Source organism: Streptomyces sp. NPDC023481 (assembly GCF_055560195.1).
The window spans coordinates 39,559-58,539 of record NZ_JBVHJE010000004.1; the positions used below are offsets into that span (position 1 = coordinate 39,559).

Below are 18,981 nucleotides of genomic sequence, written 5' to 3' on the forward strand. Positions count from 1 at the left end.
GCCTCGGCCGCTCCGCACGCCGGCGCGTGCCACCGTGTGTGGCCACGGGCGGTGGACTCCTCCCAGCCCGCGCGGCACGACGCCGCAGAGCGCCGGTAGGGAGCGGCGGGGGGGTGACCTGACGTCCGGACTCCCGTATGCCGCGGGGCGGGAGTCCGGTCCGACGGGATGGTGGCGATCGCCGGTACCGAGGCGATGCCCCGACCGGTCCACAGGGTCGGCGCGGAGCCCGGGCTCCGACGGCCGGCGGCCACCGGGCACGGGCCGGGCCACGCTCGGGAAGGCGAATTCCATCGTGGCCCGGTGCAGTCATCGTGGCACGGCGCCGGCGTGCCGGGGAGCGCCGACGTCGGACTGTCCCACGTGAGGATTGTCCCCGCCACGCCGGGGAACCGACGGGCGCCATTCGACGACTATGTGAGAACGGCCCACCCACCGTCCAGTCGGCACGGTGCTGGTACGGCACTCCGGGCTCACCGGTTCGACGTCGGTGAAATTCGAGCGATCGCCCGGGAACTGGGGCGCCCTTCCATCCGACTGTTTCAAGACAGCGGCCGAATCGGGCCACTGGAGCGGCGTCACGGCGGTCCGATCGCCGGGCGTCCGGCACGTGTGCCCCGCACCGCCCACCCAGCACGAGGTATCAATGACATCCACGGACTCGGAAAAGCTCAGCCCGCCCGCGCCAGCCGGTGACGGAGCCGAGACCACGGCCACCGCGACCGCCACGAAACCGACGACGACCGTCCCCGCCCGGCGACCGGGGGGCTTCGGCGCCCTGCTGGCACGGCTGCACTTCTACGCCGGGATCATGGTGGCGCCGTTCCTGCTGGTCGCGGCGGTCACCGGCCTGCTGTACACCTTCACGCCGCAACTGGACTCGCTCGTCTACGGCAAGGAACTCCACGTCGCCCACACCGGCGACAGCGCCCGGCCCTTGTCCGAACAGATAGCCGCCGCACGCGCGGAGCATCCGAAGGGCACGCTGACCGCCGTGCGCCCGGGAAGCGGCGATGACACCACACAGGTGGACTTCTCCCTGCCCGAACTCGGCGAGAAGACCCACACCGTCTACGTCGACCCGTGCACGGGCAAGGTCAAGGGGCAGCTGACCACCTGGTACGCCGAGACCCCGCTCACCACGTGGCTGGACGCCCTGCACCGCAACCTGAACCTCGGGACCGTCGGCCGGTACTACTCGGAAATCGCGGCCAGTTGGCTGTGGGTCCTCGTCCTCGGCGGCCTGGTCCTGTGGTGGCGCCGCCGGCACGGCAAACGGACCGCGCAGCGCCTGCTGCTGCCGGACAGGACCGCGAAAAAGGGAGTGCGGCGCACCCGCAGCTGGCACGCCGCGACCGGGCTCTGGCTCTCCGTCGGCCTGCTGGGCCTCTCGGCCACCGGCCTGACATGGTCGCGCTACGCCGGAGCGAACTTCGGCGAGGCTCTGGACGCGCTGCACTCCCACACGCCCGCGGTGGCCACCTCCCTGACGACCGGCACGAAAGACTCCGGCGCCACGAAGAGCGTCGACCCGGCCGCGATAGACGGCGTCCTGAAGGCGGCCCGTGCCGACGGCGTGGACGGGCCGGTGTCGATCGCGGTACCCGCGGACAGCGGCACCGCCTGGACCGTGACACAGACCCGCAACCTCTGGCCGGTCGGACGCGACAGTGTCGCCGTCGACGCGGCCACCGACCATGTGACCGACCGGATCGCCTTCGCCGACTGGCCGGTGATGGCCAAGCTCACCCGCTGGGGCATCAACGCCCACATGGGCACCCTCTTCGGCCTCGTCAACCAGATACTCCTCGCCCTCCTCGCCACCGGCCTGATCTGCGTGACCGTCTGGGGCTACCGCATGTGGTGGCAGCGCCGCCCCACCCGCTCCGACCGCCGTGCCGTCCTGGGCGCCCCGCCCGCCCGCGGAGCCTGGCGCGCCCTGCCGTCCTGGGCGGTCGCCGTCGGAATCGTCGTGGTCGCCGTGGTCGGCTGGGTCATTCCCCTGTTCGGCATACCGCTGGCCGCGTTCCTCGCAGTCGACCTGGCCGTGGGCGCGCTCCGGAGTCGCCGTACGCCCGGATCTGCATCCACCGGCTGACCGCCCCCTGGGCCGGGGAACGTGTCGTGACACCACCCCGGCCCGGTGAACACGGCGGGCGCCGCAGGTCATACTCCTGAGGGGTGACACGCACCATGTCCGGGAACTCCCCCCGGATCCGCGACGACTCACTTGGGGACGGCACCGGGTGAACACGTGAGCCGGTGCCGTCCGTACCAGGAGGCGTACGGACGCCTCACCGACACCCAGGAGTTGCGCCATGGCACGGAACCAGTACCTCGTCACCGGCATGAGCTGCGAGCACTGCGCCGCAAGCATCACCGAGGAGGTCTCCCAGATCCCCGGTGTCACCGAAGTGGACGTCGACGTAACGGCGGGATCCGTCTCCGTCGACGGCACGGACCTGGACGACACGCGGGTGCGCGCGGCGATCGTGGAGGCCGGATACGAGGTCACCGAAAGGGTCGCGGCCTGACGCATCCATCCCCTTTCTCGGCCGCCCGGCGGACACAAGCTTCGGCGGCCGGGAGAGCGGACCACTCGTCAGCACGCGCCAGGACGCCTGGGGCCGGGAAGGGGACGGTGGCCACGCGGGCCGGACACGGCCCGGTTCACCGCCAGGTACAGCACCCCGCTGGTCACCATCCCCGCGCCGGCCCCGACGAGGGCCCCCGGCACCCCGTCGACGAAGGAGCCGAGCCAGGCGTATCCGCCGACGAGCATCACGGTGGTGAGCGCGGACAAGGACCACGCCTTGGTCAGGTACTCGCCCGCCGCCGACCATTTTCGCGAAGCGGTGACCGGCGGCTCCCAGGGCCACGCGCCATCCACCGAGGTCGCCCGCCTGCGGAGTGTTCCGGGCACGACAGCTCACCCCCGTTTCCTCGTCGCTGTGCCGCCCACCGCGTTCCGGTCGGCCCGACCGTTTCCTCCCCACCCGGAGCCCGGGAAAACAACGGGCAGACGGTTTCGTGCGGCGTGCTGCCGACGGGTGCGAGCCGGACCAGGATCACCGTTCCAAGCTCCACCGTGCCGGCATGGCGCACCCCGGGTTTCTTCCCCGGTGACCGAGTGACGTCACGCGAGCAGGGCGAACATGACCGCCATTCCCAGCGCCATCGCCGCGTGACATGCCGGTGCCAGAGCACCGGTGTGGCCCGCCTCCGTCACGGGGCCGTCCGCCGGATGCCGCCCGTCCCCGTGCCTGTCCCGCGCCCGGTCGAGTGCACGGGTCAGCCAGGTCAGTCCAAGACCCCCCAGGGCGACCGCGAGAAGCACCGCCGCCGTGACGGGCCACACCCCGGTCAGACTCATGGAGGCGATCCCCGAGCCACCCGACATGTCCATTCCGGCCATGTCATGCATTCCGCTCGCCCCGGCATCGCCGGACATGGTCGTGGACGTATCCATCGCCGCCACCATCCACGCCATCGCCCCCATCATCACGACGTGCGGAAAGGCGGCGAGCACCGCCCGCCCCGGTGATGCCCCCTCAGTGCGGAAAGGGGCGGCAGCCATGAACCACAGCGCGCCCACACAGAACAGCACGACCTGCGGCACGACCGGCAGGTCCATGCCCCACGGCCAGGCCATCGCGATCATCAACGCCCCCATGGCCGCGTGCAGCGCGTGATCCACCCGCTCCGCGATGCCCGCTCCCGGCAGAACCAGCCTCCACACGCCGTACAGGACCGGCACGGTGAACATCAGACTCAGAACCCAACGCAGCCCGCTCGCGGCAATCACCAGGCCACCCCAACTCCAGGACGCCGCACGGCGCCGACGAACAATTTCGGGCTGGACGCACGGGCATTGGGTGAACGCATGGAAGACGGGCAGGCACCCGCGGCACGCGCCACCGCAGGGGCCACGGCGGCGCGGGCATCGAGGCACCTGGCCCTCATCCAACGAGAACGCGTACCTGGCGAACGGCCACAACAGGAGTCGATGCGACGCCAGAACGAGTTCCGGAAGCCCGCTATGGGCGCGGTCACACCGGTGGCGGGAGAGGCCGCTCGGCAAGATCGCCGATGCGGAGGCAGACACCACCGATGCGCCTACGGGCTCGGCAATCCCGGCCCGCGAAGACGTGCGACGAGAGCTGAGCGGTGCGGTCGTCGGGGTCGGTGGCACAGCAGGGCTGGGCGACTGTCGATGTGGCCCGTTGAGGTGGCCGGCGAGGTCGGCGCCCAACTCGCCGCTGGCGACCCCCGACCGCGCAGTTCACCTTCGTGTGCCGTTGTGCTCGGCCGGGATCACGTTCGGGGTGTTGTGTGCAGGGGATTGAGCATGTCCTGCGGTTCCTGAGCGGGAGCGAGATGGGGGCGGGAGGATGGGCGAGTGCTGTCCCCGGCCCATGGTCTGACTCATGATATTTCTGACCGAAGTGTCTCGATCACACGGTGTCGGCTGTAGGTCGGGGATGGTGCGTTGCCGGTGCCGGGCCGGCGGGTGTGTCCCGATAGGGGCCTGTCGATAGTTGTGGCGTCCTCACGATTCTGACCGTCCGACGCGGTCCGGTACCGGCAACGCGATACGCCATCGGGCCGGAAGGGGAACGGGCATGTGCAGTTCGGCACTGTCCAGTACGACGTCTGCTCCGCGGGCCCGCCGTTGTCGCCCTGTGGGGGAGGTGGTGCTGGGCGTGGACACGCACCGGGACGCCCATGTGGCTGCGGTGCTCTCCTTGACGGGGGCGGTGCTCGCCACTGACGAGTTTCCGGCCACCGCTGCGGGATATCGCGATCTGCTGAAGTGGGCCAGGAAGTCGGGAACCGTGGGGCGGGCCGGCGTGGAGGGGAGCGGTTCCTATGGGGCGTCCCTGTCCCGCTATCTGCTGGCACAGGGCGTGGACGTGTTCGACGTGAATTGGATGGACCAGGCGGATCGTCGGCGGCGCGGCAAATCGGATCCGCTCGATGCCCAGAACGCGGCGCGAGCCGTGTTGAGCGGGCGAGCCCGCGCCCGGGCCAAAACGGGCGACGGGCCGGTGCAGATCGCGAGAATGTACAAACTCACGAAGGCGTCGGCCGTCAAAGCCCGCACCCAGGCCATCAACCAGCTCAAGTCCGTCCTCGTCACTGCTGACCCCGCCTTGCGGGAGGAACTTGCCGGACTGGGCAACGCCGAACTCCTCCGGACCTGCGCGCGATTCGCGGACGTGAGCGGTCACGAGGAGGCCGGGGAGGAGTCGGTGCTGCAGGCCACTCGGATCACGTTGGGTCTGCTGGCTCACCGGATCGGCCAGCTCTCCGAGCAGATCCGGGACGTGGAGACTCGTCTTGCCCGGCTCGTGGAATGCCATGCCCCGCACCTGCTCGACGTGGTGGGCATCGGCCCGGACACGGCAGTCACGTTGCTGATCACGGTGGGGGACAACCCGGAACGGCTGGACAGCGAGGCGTCGTTCGCCGCGCTGTGCGGGGTCAGTCCTGTCGAGCGCTCCTCGGGACGCCGGCAGTTCCGTCGCCTCAACCGCGGCGGCGACCGGCAGGCAAACGCCGCGCTCCATCGCATCGTGTTCACCCGCCTGCGGGTCGACCCGCGTACCCAGGACTACTACGAGCGCCGGATCAAGGAGGGCAAGACCCGGCGCGAAATCGTCCGATGCCTCAAACGCTACGCGGCCCGCGAGGTCTTTCACCTGGTCAGACAGCCACAGTCAGGAACCCGCTCATAGGGGCTGTCGTGAGACGTGAGAGGGTCTGGGGCGTGAGTGAGACACCACCGAACACCCTGCAATACCGCTTTGACGGGCCAGAAGACGCTCCGGTCCTGATCTTGGGTCCCTCACTGGGTACCACATGGCACATGTGGGACCGCCAGGTGCCGGAGTTGGCCGGGCAGTGGCGGGTTCTCCGGTTCGATCTGCCCGGTCATGGCGGGGCCCCGGCGCAGCCGGCCGGTTCGGTTGCCGAGCTGAGCGCCCGACTGCTGGCCACGCTGGACGCGCTCGGGGTGCAGCGGTTCGGTTACGCGGGCTGTGCGCTGGGCGGGGCGATCGGCATGGAGCTGGCCCTGCGCCACCCCGCGCGGGTGGCCTCGCTGGCGCTGGTCGCGGCCTCGCCCCGGTTCGGAACCGCGGACGAGTTCCGGCAGCGCGGGGTGGTCGTCCGCACCAACGGGCTCGACCCGATCGCCCGGACGGCGCCCGACCGCTGGTTCACCGGGGGGTTCGCCGCCGCGCAGCCCGCGATCACCGAGTGGGCCGTACAGATGGTCCGCACCACCGACCCGGGCTGCTACATCGCCGCCTGCGAGGCCCTCGCCGCCTTCGACGTACGGCCCGAGCTGGGCCGGGTCGGGGTGCCGACCCTGGTGCTGGTCGGCTCCGACGACCAGGTCACCGGCCCCGCCGAGGCCCGTACCCTGGTCGCCGGGATCCCCGACGCCCGGCTCGCGGTCGTCCCCGGCGCTTCCCACCTGGTCCCCGTCGAGCAGCCCGCCGCCGTCACCGACCTGCTCGTCCACCACTTCTCCACCGCCTGGCAGCAGCCCTTCGACACCGGGCAGAGCGTGTTGCCGACCGCCCCCGCCGCCGCGGTCCTGGCCGCGCCGCCGCAGCCCGTACCGGTCGCCGAGGCCGCCCCGGCGGCCGTACCGGACCGGCCCGCCGGGCCGCCGGAGCGGTATGAGACCGGGCTGAAGGTCCGCCGCGAGGTGCTCGGCGACGCGCACGTCGACCGGGTGCTGGCGCAGGCCGACGGGTTCTCCGGGGACTTCCAGGACCTCGTCACCCGCTACGCCTGGGGCGAGGTCTGGGACCGCCCCGGCCTTGACCGCCGGACCCGCAGCTGCGTCACGCTCACCGCGCTGGTCGCCGGCGGCCACCTGGAGGAGCTGGCCGTCCACACCCGGGCGGCGCTACGCAACGGGCTGACCCCGGACGAGATCAAGGAAGTGCTGCTGCACGCGGCCGTCTACTGCGGGGTACCCGCCGCGAACAGCGCGTTCCGGGTGGCCCGGCAGGTCATCCTGGAGGAGACCACGCCCGCCGAGTGACGCCTGCCGGGACATGCCCGCCGAGTGACGCCTGCCGGGACATGCCCGCCGGGTGACGGGCGCCGGTGACGTCCGCCGGGCGGCCGCAGGCGGCAGGATGGGGAGCCATGAAGCTCACGAAGAAGTCCCACGCCTGCGTCCGCCTCGAGAAGGAGGGGCGCACGCTCGTCATCGACCCGGGCGGCTTCAGCGAGGAGGACGCCGCGTTCGGCGCGGACGCGATCCTCGTCACGCACGAGCACCCGGACCACTTCGACGAGTCCCGGCTGCGGGCCGCCATGGAGCACAACCCGGCCGCCGGGATCTGGACGCTGAAGTCCGTCGCCGACCGGCTCACGGCGGCTTTCCCGGGCCGTGTGCACACCGTCGGCCACGGTGACACCTTCACCGCCGCCGGTTTCGACGTCCAGGTCCACGGCGAGCTGCACGCGGTGATCCACCCGGACATCCCGCGCGTCACCAACGTCGGCTACCTGATCGACGACGGCAGGGTCTTCCACCCCGGTGACGCGTTCACCGTGCCCGACCGGCCGGTGGAGACGCTGATGCTGCCCGTGATGGCCCCCTGGAGCAAGATCGCCGAGGTCATCGACTACGTCCGCGAGGTCGCGCCGCGGCGCGCCTACGACGTCCACGACGCCCTGCTCACCGACCTCGCCCGGCCGATCTACGACGGCCACGTCGGCCGCCTCGGCGGCACCGACCACGCGCGGCTGGCGCCGGGGGCGTGGACGGAGCTCTGAGCCCGTTGTCAGAGGCTCCGGGTAGGTTGTGGGGCATGCGCATCGCTACCTGGAACGTGAACTCGATCACCGCCCGCCTTCCCCGGCTGCTGGCCTGGCTGGAGAGCAGCGGCACGGACGTGCTCTGCCTCCAGGAAGCCAAGATCGCCGAGGAGCAGTTCCCGTTCGACCAGCTGCGCGAGCTGGGCTACGAGGCGGCGGTCCACGCGACCGGCCGGTGGAACGGCGTGGCGGTGCTCTCCCGCGTCGGCCTGGAGGACGTCGTCAAGGGCCTGCCCGGCGACCCCGGCTACGACGGCGTGACCGAGCCCAGAGCCCTGTCGGCGACCTGCGGCCCGGTCCGCGTCTGGTCGGTGTACGTGCCGAACGGCCGCGAGGTGGGCCACCCGCACTACGCGTACAAGCTCCAGTGGTTCGAGGCACTGAAGGCCGCTGTGTACGGCGACGCGCAGGGCAGCCGCCCGTTCGCCGTCCTGGGGGACTACAACGTGGCGCCGACGGACGACGACGTCTTCGACCCGGCCGCGTTCGAGGGCGCCACCCACGTCACCGCCGCCGAGCGCGCCGCCCTCGCCGCCCTGCGGGAGGCGGGCCTGGACGACGTGGTGCCGCGCCCGCTGAAGTACGAGCACCCGTTCACGTACTGGGACTACCGCCAGCTCTGCTTCCCGAAGAACCGCGGCATGCGCATCGACCTGGTGTACGGCAACCAGCCGTTCACCAAGGCCGTCAAGGACGCCTACGTCGACCGCGAGGAGCGCAAGGGCAAGGGTGCCTCCGACCACGCGCCCGTGGTGGTCGACCTGGACGTGTGATGCCACGCTGGGTCCATGCACCTTCCGTTCCGGGACCACCGGCACAAGAAGAACGGTGACGCGCGGCCGCCCGCCGACCCGGAGGCGGTCGCCGCGCTGCTGTCCGAGTGCGATCTGCTGCGCTCGCAGGCCGCCCGGGCGGGAGTCCGCCTCGACGACACCCCGGCCTCCCTTGAGGCTCTGGACCAGATGGTGCCGCGCTGGCGGGACGACCCCGAGACCCTGCCCGGGCTGGGTCACGACGCCGGGCTGTACCTGGGCACGGTCGTGGTGCGCACCGTACCCGGCGCCGCCTGGGAGCTCCGGTCCGACGGCGAACCCGTCGTACGGCTCGCCTCCGGCCGGGTGGTGGAGGTGGTGCCGGCCGGGCAGGAGTGGGCGGCGAACGGCGCCCCCGAACTGTCCCAACTGTACGCGGAGATCGCCGAGAGCTGACGCCCCCGCGGGAGGGAGAGGGCAGGCGGCCGGCCGCAACGCCCCGCGTCGCGCGCACCCGTTGGCCCACGGCGACGGTCACCCCGACAACGCCGCCCCGGCGTCCCGCACCAGCTGCCAGACCCTCGCGCCAACCGTCCGCGCCTCTCTGCCCACCCTCGCGCCAGCCCCGCCGGCGCTGTCCTGACGGCCCCCGCGCCAACCGTCCGCGCATCTTTACCGCCCCTCGAACCGGCCGCCCGCGCCTCTTTGCCGACCCCCGCGCCGGCCGCCCGGGCCTCTTTGTCGGCCCCCGAACCGGCCCGCCCCGGCCTCTTTGCCCACCCCCTCACCAGCCGCCCGCGCCTTCCTGTCGGCCCCCGAACCGGCCGCCCGCGCCTCCCTGTCGGCCCCGCGTCCGCCCCCTCCCACGCCCCCCGACCGGCCCTCGCGTCGAGCGCCCGGGAGGAGTTCCTCCATGCCGGGAGGCTCATCGCCGCCGATCTCGACTACGATTTGCCGTTCATCCCCGTGGTGATGGTGATCGAGCCGATCCGCATCGGGATGTGCACGCTGCTCTCGTGGTGCGCCGACTGGGTGTCCCGGCGTGAGCGGCGCAGCCCCAAGACCAAGGGCGTGGCGGTCGCCGCACCCGGGCCGGGGGCGCTGCTGCCGGGTGGGGTGCCCCCCACGGCCCCGCGACCGTGAGGGGGGCGGCAGTTGACACGGGCCAGGCTCGTCCGGCGGCAGCCGGAGATCACTGCTCGCCGAGCGGGACGGACACGTACGACGGGTCGTCCACGGGCGAGGAGAAGGTCAGCTGCGCGCCGGACGGGTTGTGCTCGGCGTAGAGCGGGTCGACCGTGTCGACGACCAGCGCGAGGCGGTGCCCGGCGGGGACGTCGTAGGCCGTGGAGAACAGGTCCAGGTCGACGGCGAAGGGCTCGCCGGGCGTCCGCCCGTGCCAGGTGTACGGCGCGTGCGTGACCAGTTTTCCGAGGCCGAGGGGTCCGACGTCGTACAGGTAGGCGATGAGCGTGCCGCTCTCCTTGGTGGGGGTGAGCGTGGTGTGCAGGCTCGCCGTGCCGCGTACCCGCTGCGTGCCGCCGTACCGCTCCGACTGCCACACGGCCGCCCAACGGCGTGGCAGCAGCGGCATCGAGGCGATGGGCGGCAGGTGGGCGACCTGGTCCAGGATGCTGGAGAGGAAGACGATCCCACCGTCCGCGCCGGAGTCGACGCCCGCGTGCAGGGTGGTGGAGCCCGCCAGGGCGATCTTCCGCCGGGTCGCGGTGACCGACTTCCAGTCCGGGTAGCCCTCGTATCCCCCCGCGCTACGGGACTTCAGCCGGACCGGCTGCTCGCGGTCGACGCCGTTGTCGGCGCCCCGGAGGTAGTGGTCGAACCAGCGCCGGGTGTCCGTCCAGACGTCGTTGGGCAGCCCGAACAGGCCGGTCAGCTCGGCTGTCGCGTGGTCGCCGGGGCGCAGTTCGAGCCGCTTGGGGACCGTCAGTTTGTCGTAGAAGGAGGCGTACTGGTTCACCGGGAAGACGGTGTCGCCCCAGGCGTTGGCGAGCATGACGGCGGCGCCGTTGCTGTTCAGCTGGTCGACGTAGGTCGTGGCGGAACGTTTCCGCCCCCAGTCGATCATCTGCTGTTCCGTCGACAGGTCCGAGGAGTACAGGTTGTCGAAGATGGTGCGCAGTTCGGGGCTCTCGCGGCCGGTGAGGGTGGCCGCGCCGTCCAGCACGGCCGCCGCCTGGAGGTGCTGGGTGCGCCCGGAGTAGATCGAGTCGATCAGGTCGGCCCAGCCGCTGAGCGCGGCGACCGCCTTCACGCGCTTGTCGTGGGCGGCGGTGAGCAGGCTGATCCCGGCGCCGTACGACACCCCCGCCATGCCCACGTGGGCGGGGTCGGCCGGGGTGTTGGCCAGGGCCCAGTCGATGACCTTGGAGGCGTCCGCCACATCGGGCGGACCGGCTACTTCTATCTCGCCACCCGACTGCCAGAAGCCGCGCACGTTGTAGGTGAGCACCACATACCCGGCGTCGGCGAGCTGCTGGGCCTGGGCCAGGTACTCGACCTGGGGCAGGGCCCAGCTGGTGGGCAGCACGAGGAGCGGGTAGCTGCGGGTGCCGTCGGCGCCCTCGGGCGTGAGGACGTTGGCCTTCAGTACGGTGCCGCCGTCACCGGCGATGTCGACGAACCGGATGGCCGGGGCGGCCGCGGCGGCGGGTGCCACGCCGACCACGGTGCCGGCGATCAGCGCCGCCGACACGGCTCCGGCGGCGGAGGTGCGCAGAGCGGTACGACCTTGTCCCATGGGTCACTCCTTACGTGTGTCCGTGCAAAGTGACCCGACGGTAACGGCGCGCTCTTACCGCAAGTAACCCGTCGGTAAGTTACGTACGGGTAAAGATTGTTGAAGCATCACTCGACACCACCCGGCCCGCCCCGCGTCACCCGGCGCCGGTGACGGCCTCCGGCAGGGGAGTCCGCGCCGCCCGCGTCACGTCCGCCACCAGCTCCACCACATCGGGGCCGTACGCCTCGGAGTTGACGACCTTCAGCAGCAGCACGAAGGAGCCGTCACCGTACCTGCGGGCCAACCGCTCGTGCTCGCGGGCGAGATAGCGGGTCGCGGCCTGGTTGGTGATGGCGCGCTGGCCGCAGAACAGGAACACCGGGCGGGTGCCCGGCCGGTCGCCCGCGGTGAGCCGGGCGAGCAGCACGTACTCGTCGCGGCCCGCGTCCATCCGGTACTCCTGCGCGCCGATCCGGAAGGCGCCGACGTCCGGACCGGCCGCGGCCTCCGCGTCCATTCGCACGCCCGGCAGCAGGGAGGAGAGATGGGCCGCCATCCGGCGGTTGGAGGCCGGGCCGCCGACGCAGAACTCCGTGCGCTCGCCGACCCCCTGCTGTGCCACGTCGTGCGCCACCACCCGGGCGTGCGCGCGGCAGTCCTTGATGAGGGCGGACAGCTCCAGCAGGGCGAACACGTCGTGCCGCATCACCGCCAGTTCCGGCCCGCCCGCGTTCCGGTTGACCACCAGCAGGGACTCGGAGTGGTCCGGCAGCCCGAAGAAGGCCTGCTTGCGCCGCAGTCCGCGCCGCCACAGACACGTGCGGGCGAGCCAGCCCAACGCGGCGGAGATGCCCGCGGCTATGACCCCCAGGACGATGTTGCGCACGTCGTCGTTCATGGCCGCGCATGGTAGCGGGCCCGGCTCCGGCCCGGGCGCGGGCGACGGCCATGGGGCCCAGGGGTACTGTCGGTATTACCGGCAATCCGGTTACGCTGCGCGGACTGTCCCGACGGGAGGTACGGATGGGTCGTCCTGGTACGCGGAAACTGGCTGTCCTCGCGGTCTCGGCCGCCATGGTGTCGGTGGGGGCGGCGGCGCCACCCGCCGCGACGGCGAACGCGCCGGCACACGCGGCGCCGGCGAAGGTCCCCGTGGCCGTCGGCTACGGCGGCGCGGTCGCCAGCGTCGACGCGGACGCCTCCGCCGCCGGCATCGAGGTACTCAAACGCGGCGGCAACGCGGTGGACGCGGCCGTCGCCACCGCCGCCGCGCTCGGCGTCACCGAGCCCTACTCCGCCGGCATCGGCGGAGGCGGCTACTTCGTCTACTACGACGCCCGGACCCGCTCGGTGCACACCATCGACGGCCGCGAGACCGCACCGCAGAGCGCCGGCGAGGACCTGTTCACCGAGAACGGCAAGCCGCTCGCCTTCGCGGACGCCGTCAGCAGCGGGCTGAGCGTCGGCACCCCGGGCACGCCCGCCACCTGGCAGAAGGCGCTGGACGAGTGGGGCAGCCGACGGCTCGGCACCCTGCTGAAACCCGCCGAGCGGCTCGCCCGCGGCGGCTTCACGGTCGACGACACCTTCCGCTCGCAGACCGCGTCCAACGAGACCCGGTTCCGCTACTTCCCCGACACCGCCAAGCTGTTCCTGCCCGGCGGAAAGCTGCCCGTCGTCGGCTCCAAGCTCAGGAACCCCGAACTCGCCCGCACCTACGAGGAACTGGGCCGCAAGGGCGTCGGCGCGCTCTACCGCGGGGATATCGGCGACGACATCGTCAAGGCCGTCGAGAAGCCGCCCGTGGACCCCGCCTCCGGCTGGAACGCCCGCCCCGGCAAGCTCGCCGAGAAGGACCTCGCCGTCTACCGCGCCAAACTCCAGGCGCCCACCCGGACGTCGTACCGCGGTCTGAACGTGTACTCCATCGCGCCCTCGTCCTCCGGCGGCACCACCGTCGGCGAGGCCCTCAACATCCTGGAACGGACGAACCTGTCCAAGGCCAGTGAGGTGCAGTACCTGCACCACTTCATCGAGGCCAGCCGGATCGCCTTCGCCGACCGCGGGCGCTGGGTCGGCGACCCCGCCTTCGAGGACGTACCGACCAGGCAGCTGCTGTCCCAGCGGTACGCCGACTCGCGCGCCTGCCTGATCAAGGACGACGCGGTGCTCGCCAGCCCGCTCGCGCCCGGCGACCCGCGCCACCCGGCGGCCTGCGGCCGGGGCGGTACGGCGGCCCCGACGACCTACGAGGGCCAGAACACCACGCACCTCACGGTCGCCGACAAGTGGGGCAACGTGGTCGCCTACACGCTCACCATCGAGCAGACCGGCGGCAGCGGCATCACCGTCCCGGGCCGGGGCTTCCTGCTCAACAACGAGCTGACCGACTTCTCCTTCACCCCGGCCAACCCGGCCGTGCACGACCCGAACCTGCCGGGCCCGGGCAAGCGCCCGCGGTCCTCCATCTCCCCGACGATCGTCCTGGACCGGCAGGGCAGGCCGGTGGTGGCGCTCGGTTCGCCCGGCGGCGCCACCATCATCACCACCGTGCTGCAGACGCTCACCGAGTTCCTCGACCGGCATCTGCCGCTGGTCGACGCGATCGCCGCACCGCGCGCCAGCCAGCGCAACGCCGCCCGGACCGAACTGGAACCGGCGCTGTACGACAGCGCCCTGCGGGGGAAGCTGGAGGCCATCGGGCACCGCTTCACGCCGAACCCGGAGATCGGCGCGGCGACCGGCGTGCAGCGGCTGCCGGGCGGGAAGTGGCTGGCCGCCGCCGAGAAGGTACGGCGCGGCGGCGGCTCGGCGATGGTGGTTGACCCGGAGCGGTAGGGGCCACACCTCCCGGCACGGGGGCCGTGACCGTCACCACTCCGGTGCGGCCTCCCGGCGCGGGGCCGTGGCGGTCACAATCCGGTGCGGCATCCCGGTGCGGAGGCCGTGGCGGTGTCACAACTCCGGTGCGGGCGGCCGGGCTTCCCCGACGGCGAAGTCCAGCCGCCCGTCCCTGACGTCCACCGTCACCCGGCTGCCCTCGGTGACCGTGCCGTTCAGCAGCAGCCGGGACAGCTGGTTGTCGACCTCGCGCTGGATGGTGCGGCGCAGCGGCCGGGCACCGTACTCCGGCTGGTAGCCGCGCTCGGCCAGCCAGTCGACGGCCGCGCCGGTGAACTCCACCGACACGCCCTGCCCGTCCAGCAGCCGCCGGGTGCCCTCCAGCAGCAGATCCGTGATCTGCCGCAGCTGTTCACTCGTCAACTGCCGGAACACCACGATCTCGTCGATCCGGTTGAGGAACTCCGGCCGGAAGTGCTCGCGCAACGGCCGCAGGATCTGCTCGCGCCGCGCCTCCTCGTCGGCGTCCGCGCCGCCCGGACCGAACCCGATGCCGGCACCGCGCCGGGTGATCGCCTCCGAGCCCAGGTTGCTGGTCATCACGATGACCGTGTGGGTGAAGTCCACGGTCCGGCCCTGGGAGTCGGTCAGCCGGCCGTCGTCCAGGACCTGCAGCAGGATGTTGAAGACGTCCGGGTGGGCCTTCTCCACCTCGTCCAGCAGGAGCAGCGAGTACGGGTGCCGGCGCACCACCTCGGTGAGCTGACCGGCCTCCTCGTGGCCGACGTACCCGGGCGGGGCGCCGACCAGCCGCGAGACGGTGTGCCGCTCCTGGTACTCGCTCATGTCGAGGCGCACCATCCGCTCCTCGCTGCCGAACAGGGCCTCCGCCAGCGCCCGGGCCAGCTCGGTCTTGCCGACACCGGTCGGGCCGAGGAAGAGGAAGCTGCCGATCGGCCGGCGCGGGCTGGCGAGCCCGGCGCGGGAGCGCAGCACCGCCTCGGACACCACGGCGACCGCCTCCTCCTGGCCGACCACCCGCTGGTGCAGGTGCTGCTCCAGGCCGAGCAGCCGCTCCTTCTCCTCCTGGGTCAGCCGGCTGACCGGGATGCCGGTCTGCCGGGACACCACCTCGGCGACGGCCTCGGCCGTCACCTCCAGGTCCAGCCCCTCGTCGGCCTTCTCACCGCCGCTGGCCTCGGCGATCCGCTGCCTCAGCTCGGCGATCCGGTCGCGCAGCTGCTTGGCCTGCTCGTAGTCCTCGTCGGCGACCGCCTGGTCCTTGTCACGGGCCAGCTGTTCGCTCTCGCGCTCCATCGCGCGCACGTCCGTGCCCTTGGTACGGGCGCCGAGCCGGACCCGGGCGCCCGCCTGGTCGATCAGGTCGATCGCCTTGTCCGGCAGCCGCCGGTCGGTGAGATACCGGTCCGACAACTCCACGGCGGCGAGCAGCGCCTCGTCGGTGTAGCGGACCTGGTGGTGGGCCTCGTACCGGTCGCGAAGGCCGCGCAGGATCTCGATGGTGTCCTCGGGCGTCGGCTCCGGCACCAGGATCGGCTGGAAGCGGCGGGCCAGCGCCGCGTCCTTCTCGATCCGGCGGAACTCCTCCAGCGTGGTCGCGCCGACGATGTGCAGCTCGCCGCGGGCGAGGGCGGGCTTCAGGATGTTCCCGGCGTCCATCGTGCCGCCCTCGCCGCCCGAGCCCGCGCCGACGACGGTGTGCAGCTCGTCGATGAAGACGACCAGCCGGTCGGAGTGGGCGCGGATCTCCTCCACGATGGTGTTCAGCCGCTCCTCGAAGTCGCCCCGGTAGCGGGTGCCGGCCACGACCCCGGTGAGGTCCAGGGCCACGACCCGGCGTCCCACCAGGCCGTCGGGGACGTCCCCGTCCGCGATCCGCTGGGCCAGGCCCTCCACGACGGCCGTCTTGCCGACGCCCGCGTCGCCGATCAGCACCGGGTTGTTCTTGCCGCGCCGGGAGAGCACCTCGATGGTCTGCTCGATCTCGGTGTCCCGGCCGATCACCGGGTCGACCCCGCCCTGCCGGGCCAGGTCGGTCAGATCACGGCCGTACTTGTCCAAAGTCGGCGTGCCGGTGGGCCGCTGCCGCTGCCGTTCCGGACGCGGCTGGGTGCTCTCCGGGGTGTCAGGGGGCACGGAGCCGCCCGCGAACCGGGCCGCGTGCAGGATGTGCCCGGCCGCCGAGTCCGGGTTCGCGGCCAGCGCGCTCAGCACGTGCTCCGGCCCGATGTACCCGGCGCCGCTGGCCCGCGCCATGTCGTGCGCGTCCAGCAGGGCCCGCTTGACCGCCGGGGTCAGCGAGAGCGAGGTGGGCGGCGGTGCCTCGCCGGGCGGGTGCTGCACCGGGCCGGCCCGGTCGTCGATCTCGTGCGCGAGCGAGTCCGGATCCGCTCCCGCCCGGCTGAGCAGGCTCCGGGTGGGTTCGGCGGCCACGGCCGCGCGCAGCAGGTGCTGGGTGTCCAGGTCCCGGCTGCCGTGCTCGGCGGCGTACTGGGCGGCCCCTCTGACCAGCTCCCGGGCCGGCTGGCTGAGCAGGCGGCCGATGTCGATGTGGCGGGGCCCGGGGGCTCCGCCGGCACCACCGGTTCCGCCGAAGAAGCGGGCCAGGAATTCGCCGAAGGGGTCAGGAGGGTAGCCGTTGGTCATCGCGTGGGTTCCTTCGCAGACGACATGCGGAGCGGCCGGGTAACCCGGGGGCGGGGCACTCATGCCCACGATGACACGATCCGTGGGGCCGGGCATGTCCGCCCGGATGCGCGGGGACGGTGCGCTGCGCGGGCTTCGACGGCCGCGTGTGCCTCCGGCGGCGTGCGGGGTGCGGGGTTCGGGGGAGTGGGGGGCGTCCGCGTCCGCGTGGCCGGGCCGCCGTACGTCCGGTACGGTCCCGCGCTGGTCGGGCTGGTCGGGCTGGTCGGGCTGGTCGGGCTGGTCGGGCTGGTCGGGCTGGTCGGCGTGCGGCCGGGGTCCGGGGGCGGGCCTTCGGGACGGCATGCCGGGTGGCAGGTGACCGGGACGTGTGGCGGCTGCGGTCGTGTGGGTCGGCGGCCCCGGCACGCCGGGCGGGGTGTTCGGTGCGGGGTGCGGACGAGTCGCCCGCGTACGCGTTGCGGAGCCGGATGTCCGTACGGTCCCGCGCTCGCCGGGTGGGGCAGCGTGCGGCCGGGGTCCGGGGGCGGGCCTTCGTGACGGCGTGCGGGGCGGCCTCTGACCCGGGCCGGGGTCGGCCGGCTTCGGTGGCCGGGGGCGCGGTGGGGGCGTCCGCGTCCGCGGGGCGGGGCCACCGGGCCGGTACCGCACTCCTCAGGTCGGCACGCGTGCGATCAGGTGCCGAGGCCCGACTTCGTGACGGGCGTGTGCGGTGGCCGGGGCCGGGGCCGGTGCGCTCCGGCGGCTACAAGGGTGTCCTCGTCGTCCGTGCCCGGGGCGGAGCCGCGTGTCCGGTGTCGCGCCCGTGGCGGAGCCGCGTGTCCGGTGTCGCGCCCGGGAGGTCGGCACGCTTGCCGTCACGGGGCCGAGGTCCGGATCCGTGACGGCGTGCAAAGTGGCCGGTGGCCGGTGGCCGGTGGCCGGGCGCGGGGCCGGGGTGCGTCGCGTCGTGGGCATCCGGCGCCCGCCTGGCGGAGGCACCCCCGCCCCACCCCTCAGAGGGCCTCGCGGGTCGTCAGGATCCTGGGGCCCGACTCCGTGATCGCGACCGTGTGTTCGACGTGTGCGGCGCGGGAGCCGTCGTTCGTGCACAGGGTCCAGCCGTCGGGTGCCTCGTGGTAGCCGTCCTTGCCGCTCGCGATCAGCATGGGCTCGATGGCGAGGACCATGCCGGGGCGCAGGGGCAGGCCCCGGCGGGGGCGGCCCTCGTTGGGGACCTCGGGGTCCTCGTGCATGCGACGGCCCACGCCATGGCCGCCGAAGCCCTGCGGGATGCCGTAGCCGGCCGTACGGCAGACCCGGCCGACGGCGTGCGCGATGTCGCCGATGCGGTTGCCGACCACGGCCGCCTCGATGCCCGCCACCAGCGCCCGCTCGGCGGTCTCGATCAGCCGCAGGTCGTCCGCGCGTCCGCGGCCCACCACGAAGCTGATCGCCGAGTCGCCGGCCCAGCCGTCCAGCACCGCGCCGCAGTCGACGGAGAGCAGGTCGCCGTCGCGGAGCCGGTAGCCCGTGGGGATGCCGTGCACGATCGCGTCGTTCACCGAGGCGCAGATCACCGCCGGAAAGGGGGTGGGCGCGAAGGAGGGGCGGTAGCCCAGGAACGGCGACGACGCGCCCGCCTCCCGCAGCACCTCCCGGGCGACCTCGTCCAGCTCCAGCAGGGAGACGCCGACGCGGGCGGCCTCCCGTACGGCCGTCAGGGCCCGGCCGACGATCCGGCCCGTCGCGTGCATCGCGTCGATCGATGTGTCCGTCTTCAGTTCCACCATGCCAATTACTATACCGGTATTTGAATGGGGTGCGTCGGCCGGGGCGGTATTAGAATGGGCCGCATGGTGCGCACCCCCCTCACCCCCGAAGAGCGCGAACGCGGCGAGCGGCTCGGCCTGCTGCTGCGCGAGGCGCGCGGCGGCCGCAGCATGGCCGATGTCGCCGCGCAGGCGGGCGTCTCGGCCGAGACGCTCCGCAAGATCGAGACGGGGCGGGCGCCGACGCCGGCGTTCTTCACCGTGGCCGCGCTGGCCGGTGTCCTCGGCCTGTCGATGGACGACCTGATCGCCCGGTGCGCCCTCGTGCCCGTCTGAGCGCGCGCCGCAAGGTGCGCCCGCGCAACTGCCAAGAACCCGCAAGGAG

At 72.7% G+C, this 18,981-nt stretch carries 15 protein-coding genes and 1 pseudogene; 10 read left to right on the plus strand and 6 right to left on the minus strand.

The features are described from left to right. The first annotated feature begins 646 nt into the window (after nt 1-646). Both ACZ3ZD_RS10485 and ACZ3ZD_RS10490 read left to right on the plus strand, forming a co-directional pair. Entirely contained in the window at nt 647-2,098 is a 1,452-nt protein-coding gene (locus ACZ3ZD_RS10485; RefSeq protein WP_467395375.1) for a PepSY-associated TM helix domain-containing protein, read from the plus strand. A 220-nt stretch (nt 2,099-2,318) separates the two neighbouring features. Continuing rightward, nucleotides 2,319-2,534: a heavy-metal-associated domain-containing protein gene (locus ACZ3ZD_RS10490; protein ID WP_467395376.1), complete on the plus strand. Its 216-nt coding sequence runs from the start codon at nt 2,319-2,321 to the stop codon at nt 2,532-2,534. Between the two features lie 68 nt (nt 2,535-2,602). Here ACZ3ZD_RS10490 and ACZ3ZD_RS10495 read toward each other — a convergent pair whose 3' ends face one another. Together ACZ3ZD_RS10495 and ACZ3ZD_RS10500 are read right to left on the minus strand one after the other, a co-directional pair. Then, entirely contained in the window at nt 2,603-2,923 is a 321-nt protein-coding gene (locus ACZ3ZD_RS10495; RefSeq protein ID WP_467395377.1) for a hypothetical protein, read from the minus strand. Between the two features lie 213 nt (nt 2,924-3,136). Next, entirely contained in the window at nt 3,137-3,805 is a 669-nt protein-coding gene (locus ACZ3ZD_RS10500; protein WP_467395378.1) for a DUF5134 domain-containing protein, read from the minus strand. Between the two features lie 832 nt (nt 3,806-4,637). Between ACZ3ZD_RS10500 and ACZ3ZD_RS10505 the strand changes: the two genes are divergently transcribed. From ACZ3ZD_RS10505 to ACZ3ZD_RS10530, 6 genes and pseudogenes are all read left to right on the plus strand, one after another. Then, the gene (locus ACZ3ZD_RS10505; protein WP_467395793.1) at nt 4,638-5,738 is read left to right on the plus strand and encodes an IS110 family RNA-guided transposase; all 1,101 of its coding nucleotides are present in this window, start codon (nt 4,638-4,640) and stop codon (nt 5,736-5,738) included. Between the two features lie 32 nt (nt 5,739-5,770). Further along, entirely contained in the window at nt 5,771-7,060 is a 1,290-nt protein-coding gene (gene pcaDC, locus ACZ3ZD_RS10510) for a bifunctional 3-oxoadipate enol-lactonase/4-carboxymuconolactone decarboxylase PcaDC (RefSeq protein WP_467395379.1), read from the plus strand. A gap of 107 nt (nt 7,061-7,167) precedes the next feature. Then, entirely contained in the window at nt 7,168-7,803 is a 636-nt protein-coding gene (locus ACZ3ZD_RS10515) for an MBL fold metallo-hydrolase (protein ID WP_467395380.1), read from the plus strand. A gap of 35 nt (nt 7,804-7,838) precedes the next feature. Further along, nucleotides 7,839-8,618 carry an exodeoxyribonuclease III gene (locus ACZ3ZD_RS10520; protein ID WP_467395381.1) on the plus strand — a complete coding sequence of 260 codons (780 nt, stop codon included), beginning with the start codon at nt 7,839-7,841 and terminating at the stop codon, nt 8,616-8,618. Nucleotides 8,619-8,633: 15 nt separating this feature from the next. Next, on the plus strand, nt 8,634-9,053 hold the full coding sequence (locus tag ACZ3ZD_RS10525) for a DUF6278 family protein (RefSeq protein WP_467395382.1): 420 nt from the start codon (nt 8,634-8,636) through the stop codon (nt 9,051-9,053). 444 nt (nt 9,054-9,497) lie between these two features. Then, nucleotides 9,498-9,740 (plus strand): annotated as a pseudogene (locus ACZ3ZD_RS10530) (amino acid ABC transporter permease); the annotation flags it as partial. Between the two features lie 49 nt (nt 9,741-9,789). Here the strand turns inward: ACZ3ZD_RS10530 and ACZ3ZD_RS10535 are convergent. Further along, on the minus strand, nt 9,790-11,355 hold the full coding sequence (locus tag ACZ3ZD_RS10535) for a CocE/NonD family hydrolase (protein WP_467395383.1): 1,566 nt from the start codon (nt 11,353-11,355) through the stop codon (nt 9,790-9,792). A 136-nt stretch (nt 11,356-11,491) separates the two neighbouring features. After that, nucleotides 11,492-12,235, minus strand: a complete 744-nt coding sequence (locus ACZ3ZD_RS10540) for a hypothetical protein (protein ID WP_467395384.1) — start codon at nt 12,233-12,235, stop codon at nt 11,492-11,494. A 125-nt stretch (nt 12,236-12,360) separates the two neighbouring features. Here ACZ3ZD_RS10540 and ggt point away from each other — a divergent pair, with 125 nt between their 5' ends. Beyond that, the gene (gene ggt, locus ACZ3ZD_RS10545) at nt 12,361-14,175 is read left to right on the plus strand and encodes a gamma-glutamyltransferase (protein WP_467395385.1); all 1,815 of its coding nucleotides are present in this window, start codon (nt 12,361-12,363) and stop codon (nt 14,173-14,175) included. Nucleotides 14,176-14,292: 117 nt separating this feature from the next. On the opposite strand, the gene ACZ3ZD_RS10550 is transcribed toward ggt, so the two are convergent. Further along, complete coding sequence (locus ACZ3ZD_RS10550) at nt 14,293-16,845, minus strand: ATP-dependent Clp protease ATP-binding subunit (protein ID WP_467395795.1); 2,553 nt, start codon at nt 16,843-16,845, stop codon at nt 14,293-14,295. Between the two features lie 995 nt (nt 16,846-17,840). Further along, a complete protein-coding gene (gene map, locus ACZ3ZD_RS10555) occupies nt 17,841-18,617 on the minus strand; it encodes a type I methionyl aminopeptidase (RefSeq protein WP_467395386.1) in 777 nt (258 codons plus the stop codon). Nucleotides 18,618-18,680: 63 nt separating this feature from the next. Between map and ACZ3ZD_RS10560 the strand changes: the two genes are divergently transcribed. After that, nucleotides 18,681-18,932, plus strand: a complete 252-nt coding sequence (locus tag ACZ3ZD_RS10560; protein ID WP_467395387.1) for a helix-turn-helix domain-containing protein — start codon at nt 18,681-18,683, stop codon at nt 18,930-18,932. Nucleotides 18,933-18,981 lie beyond the last annotated feature (49 nt).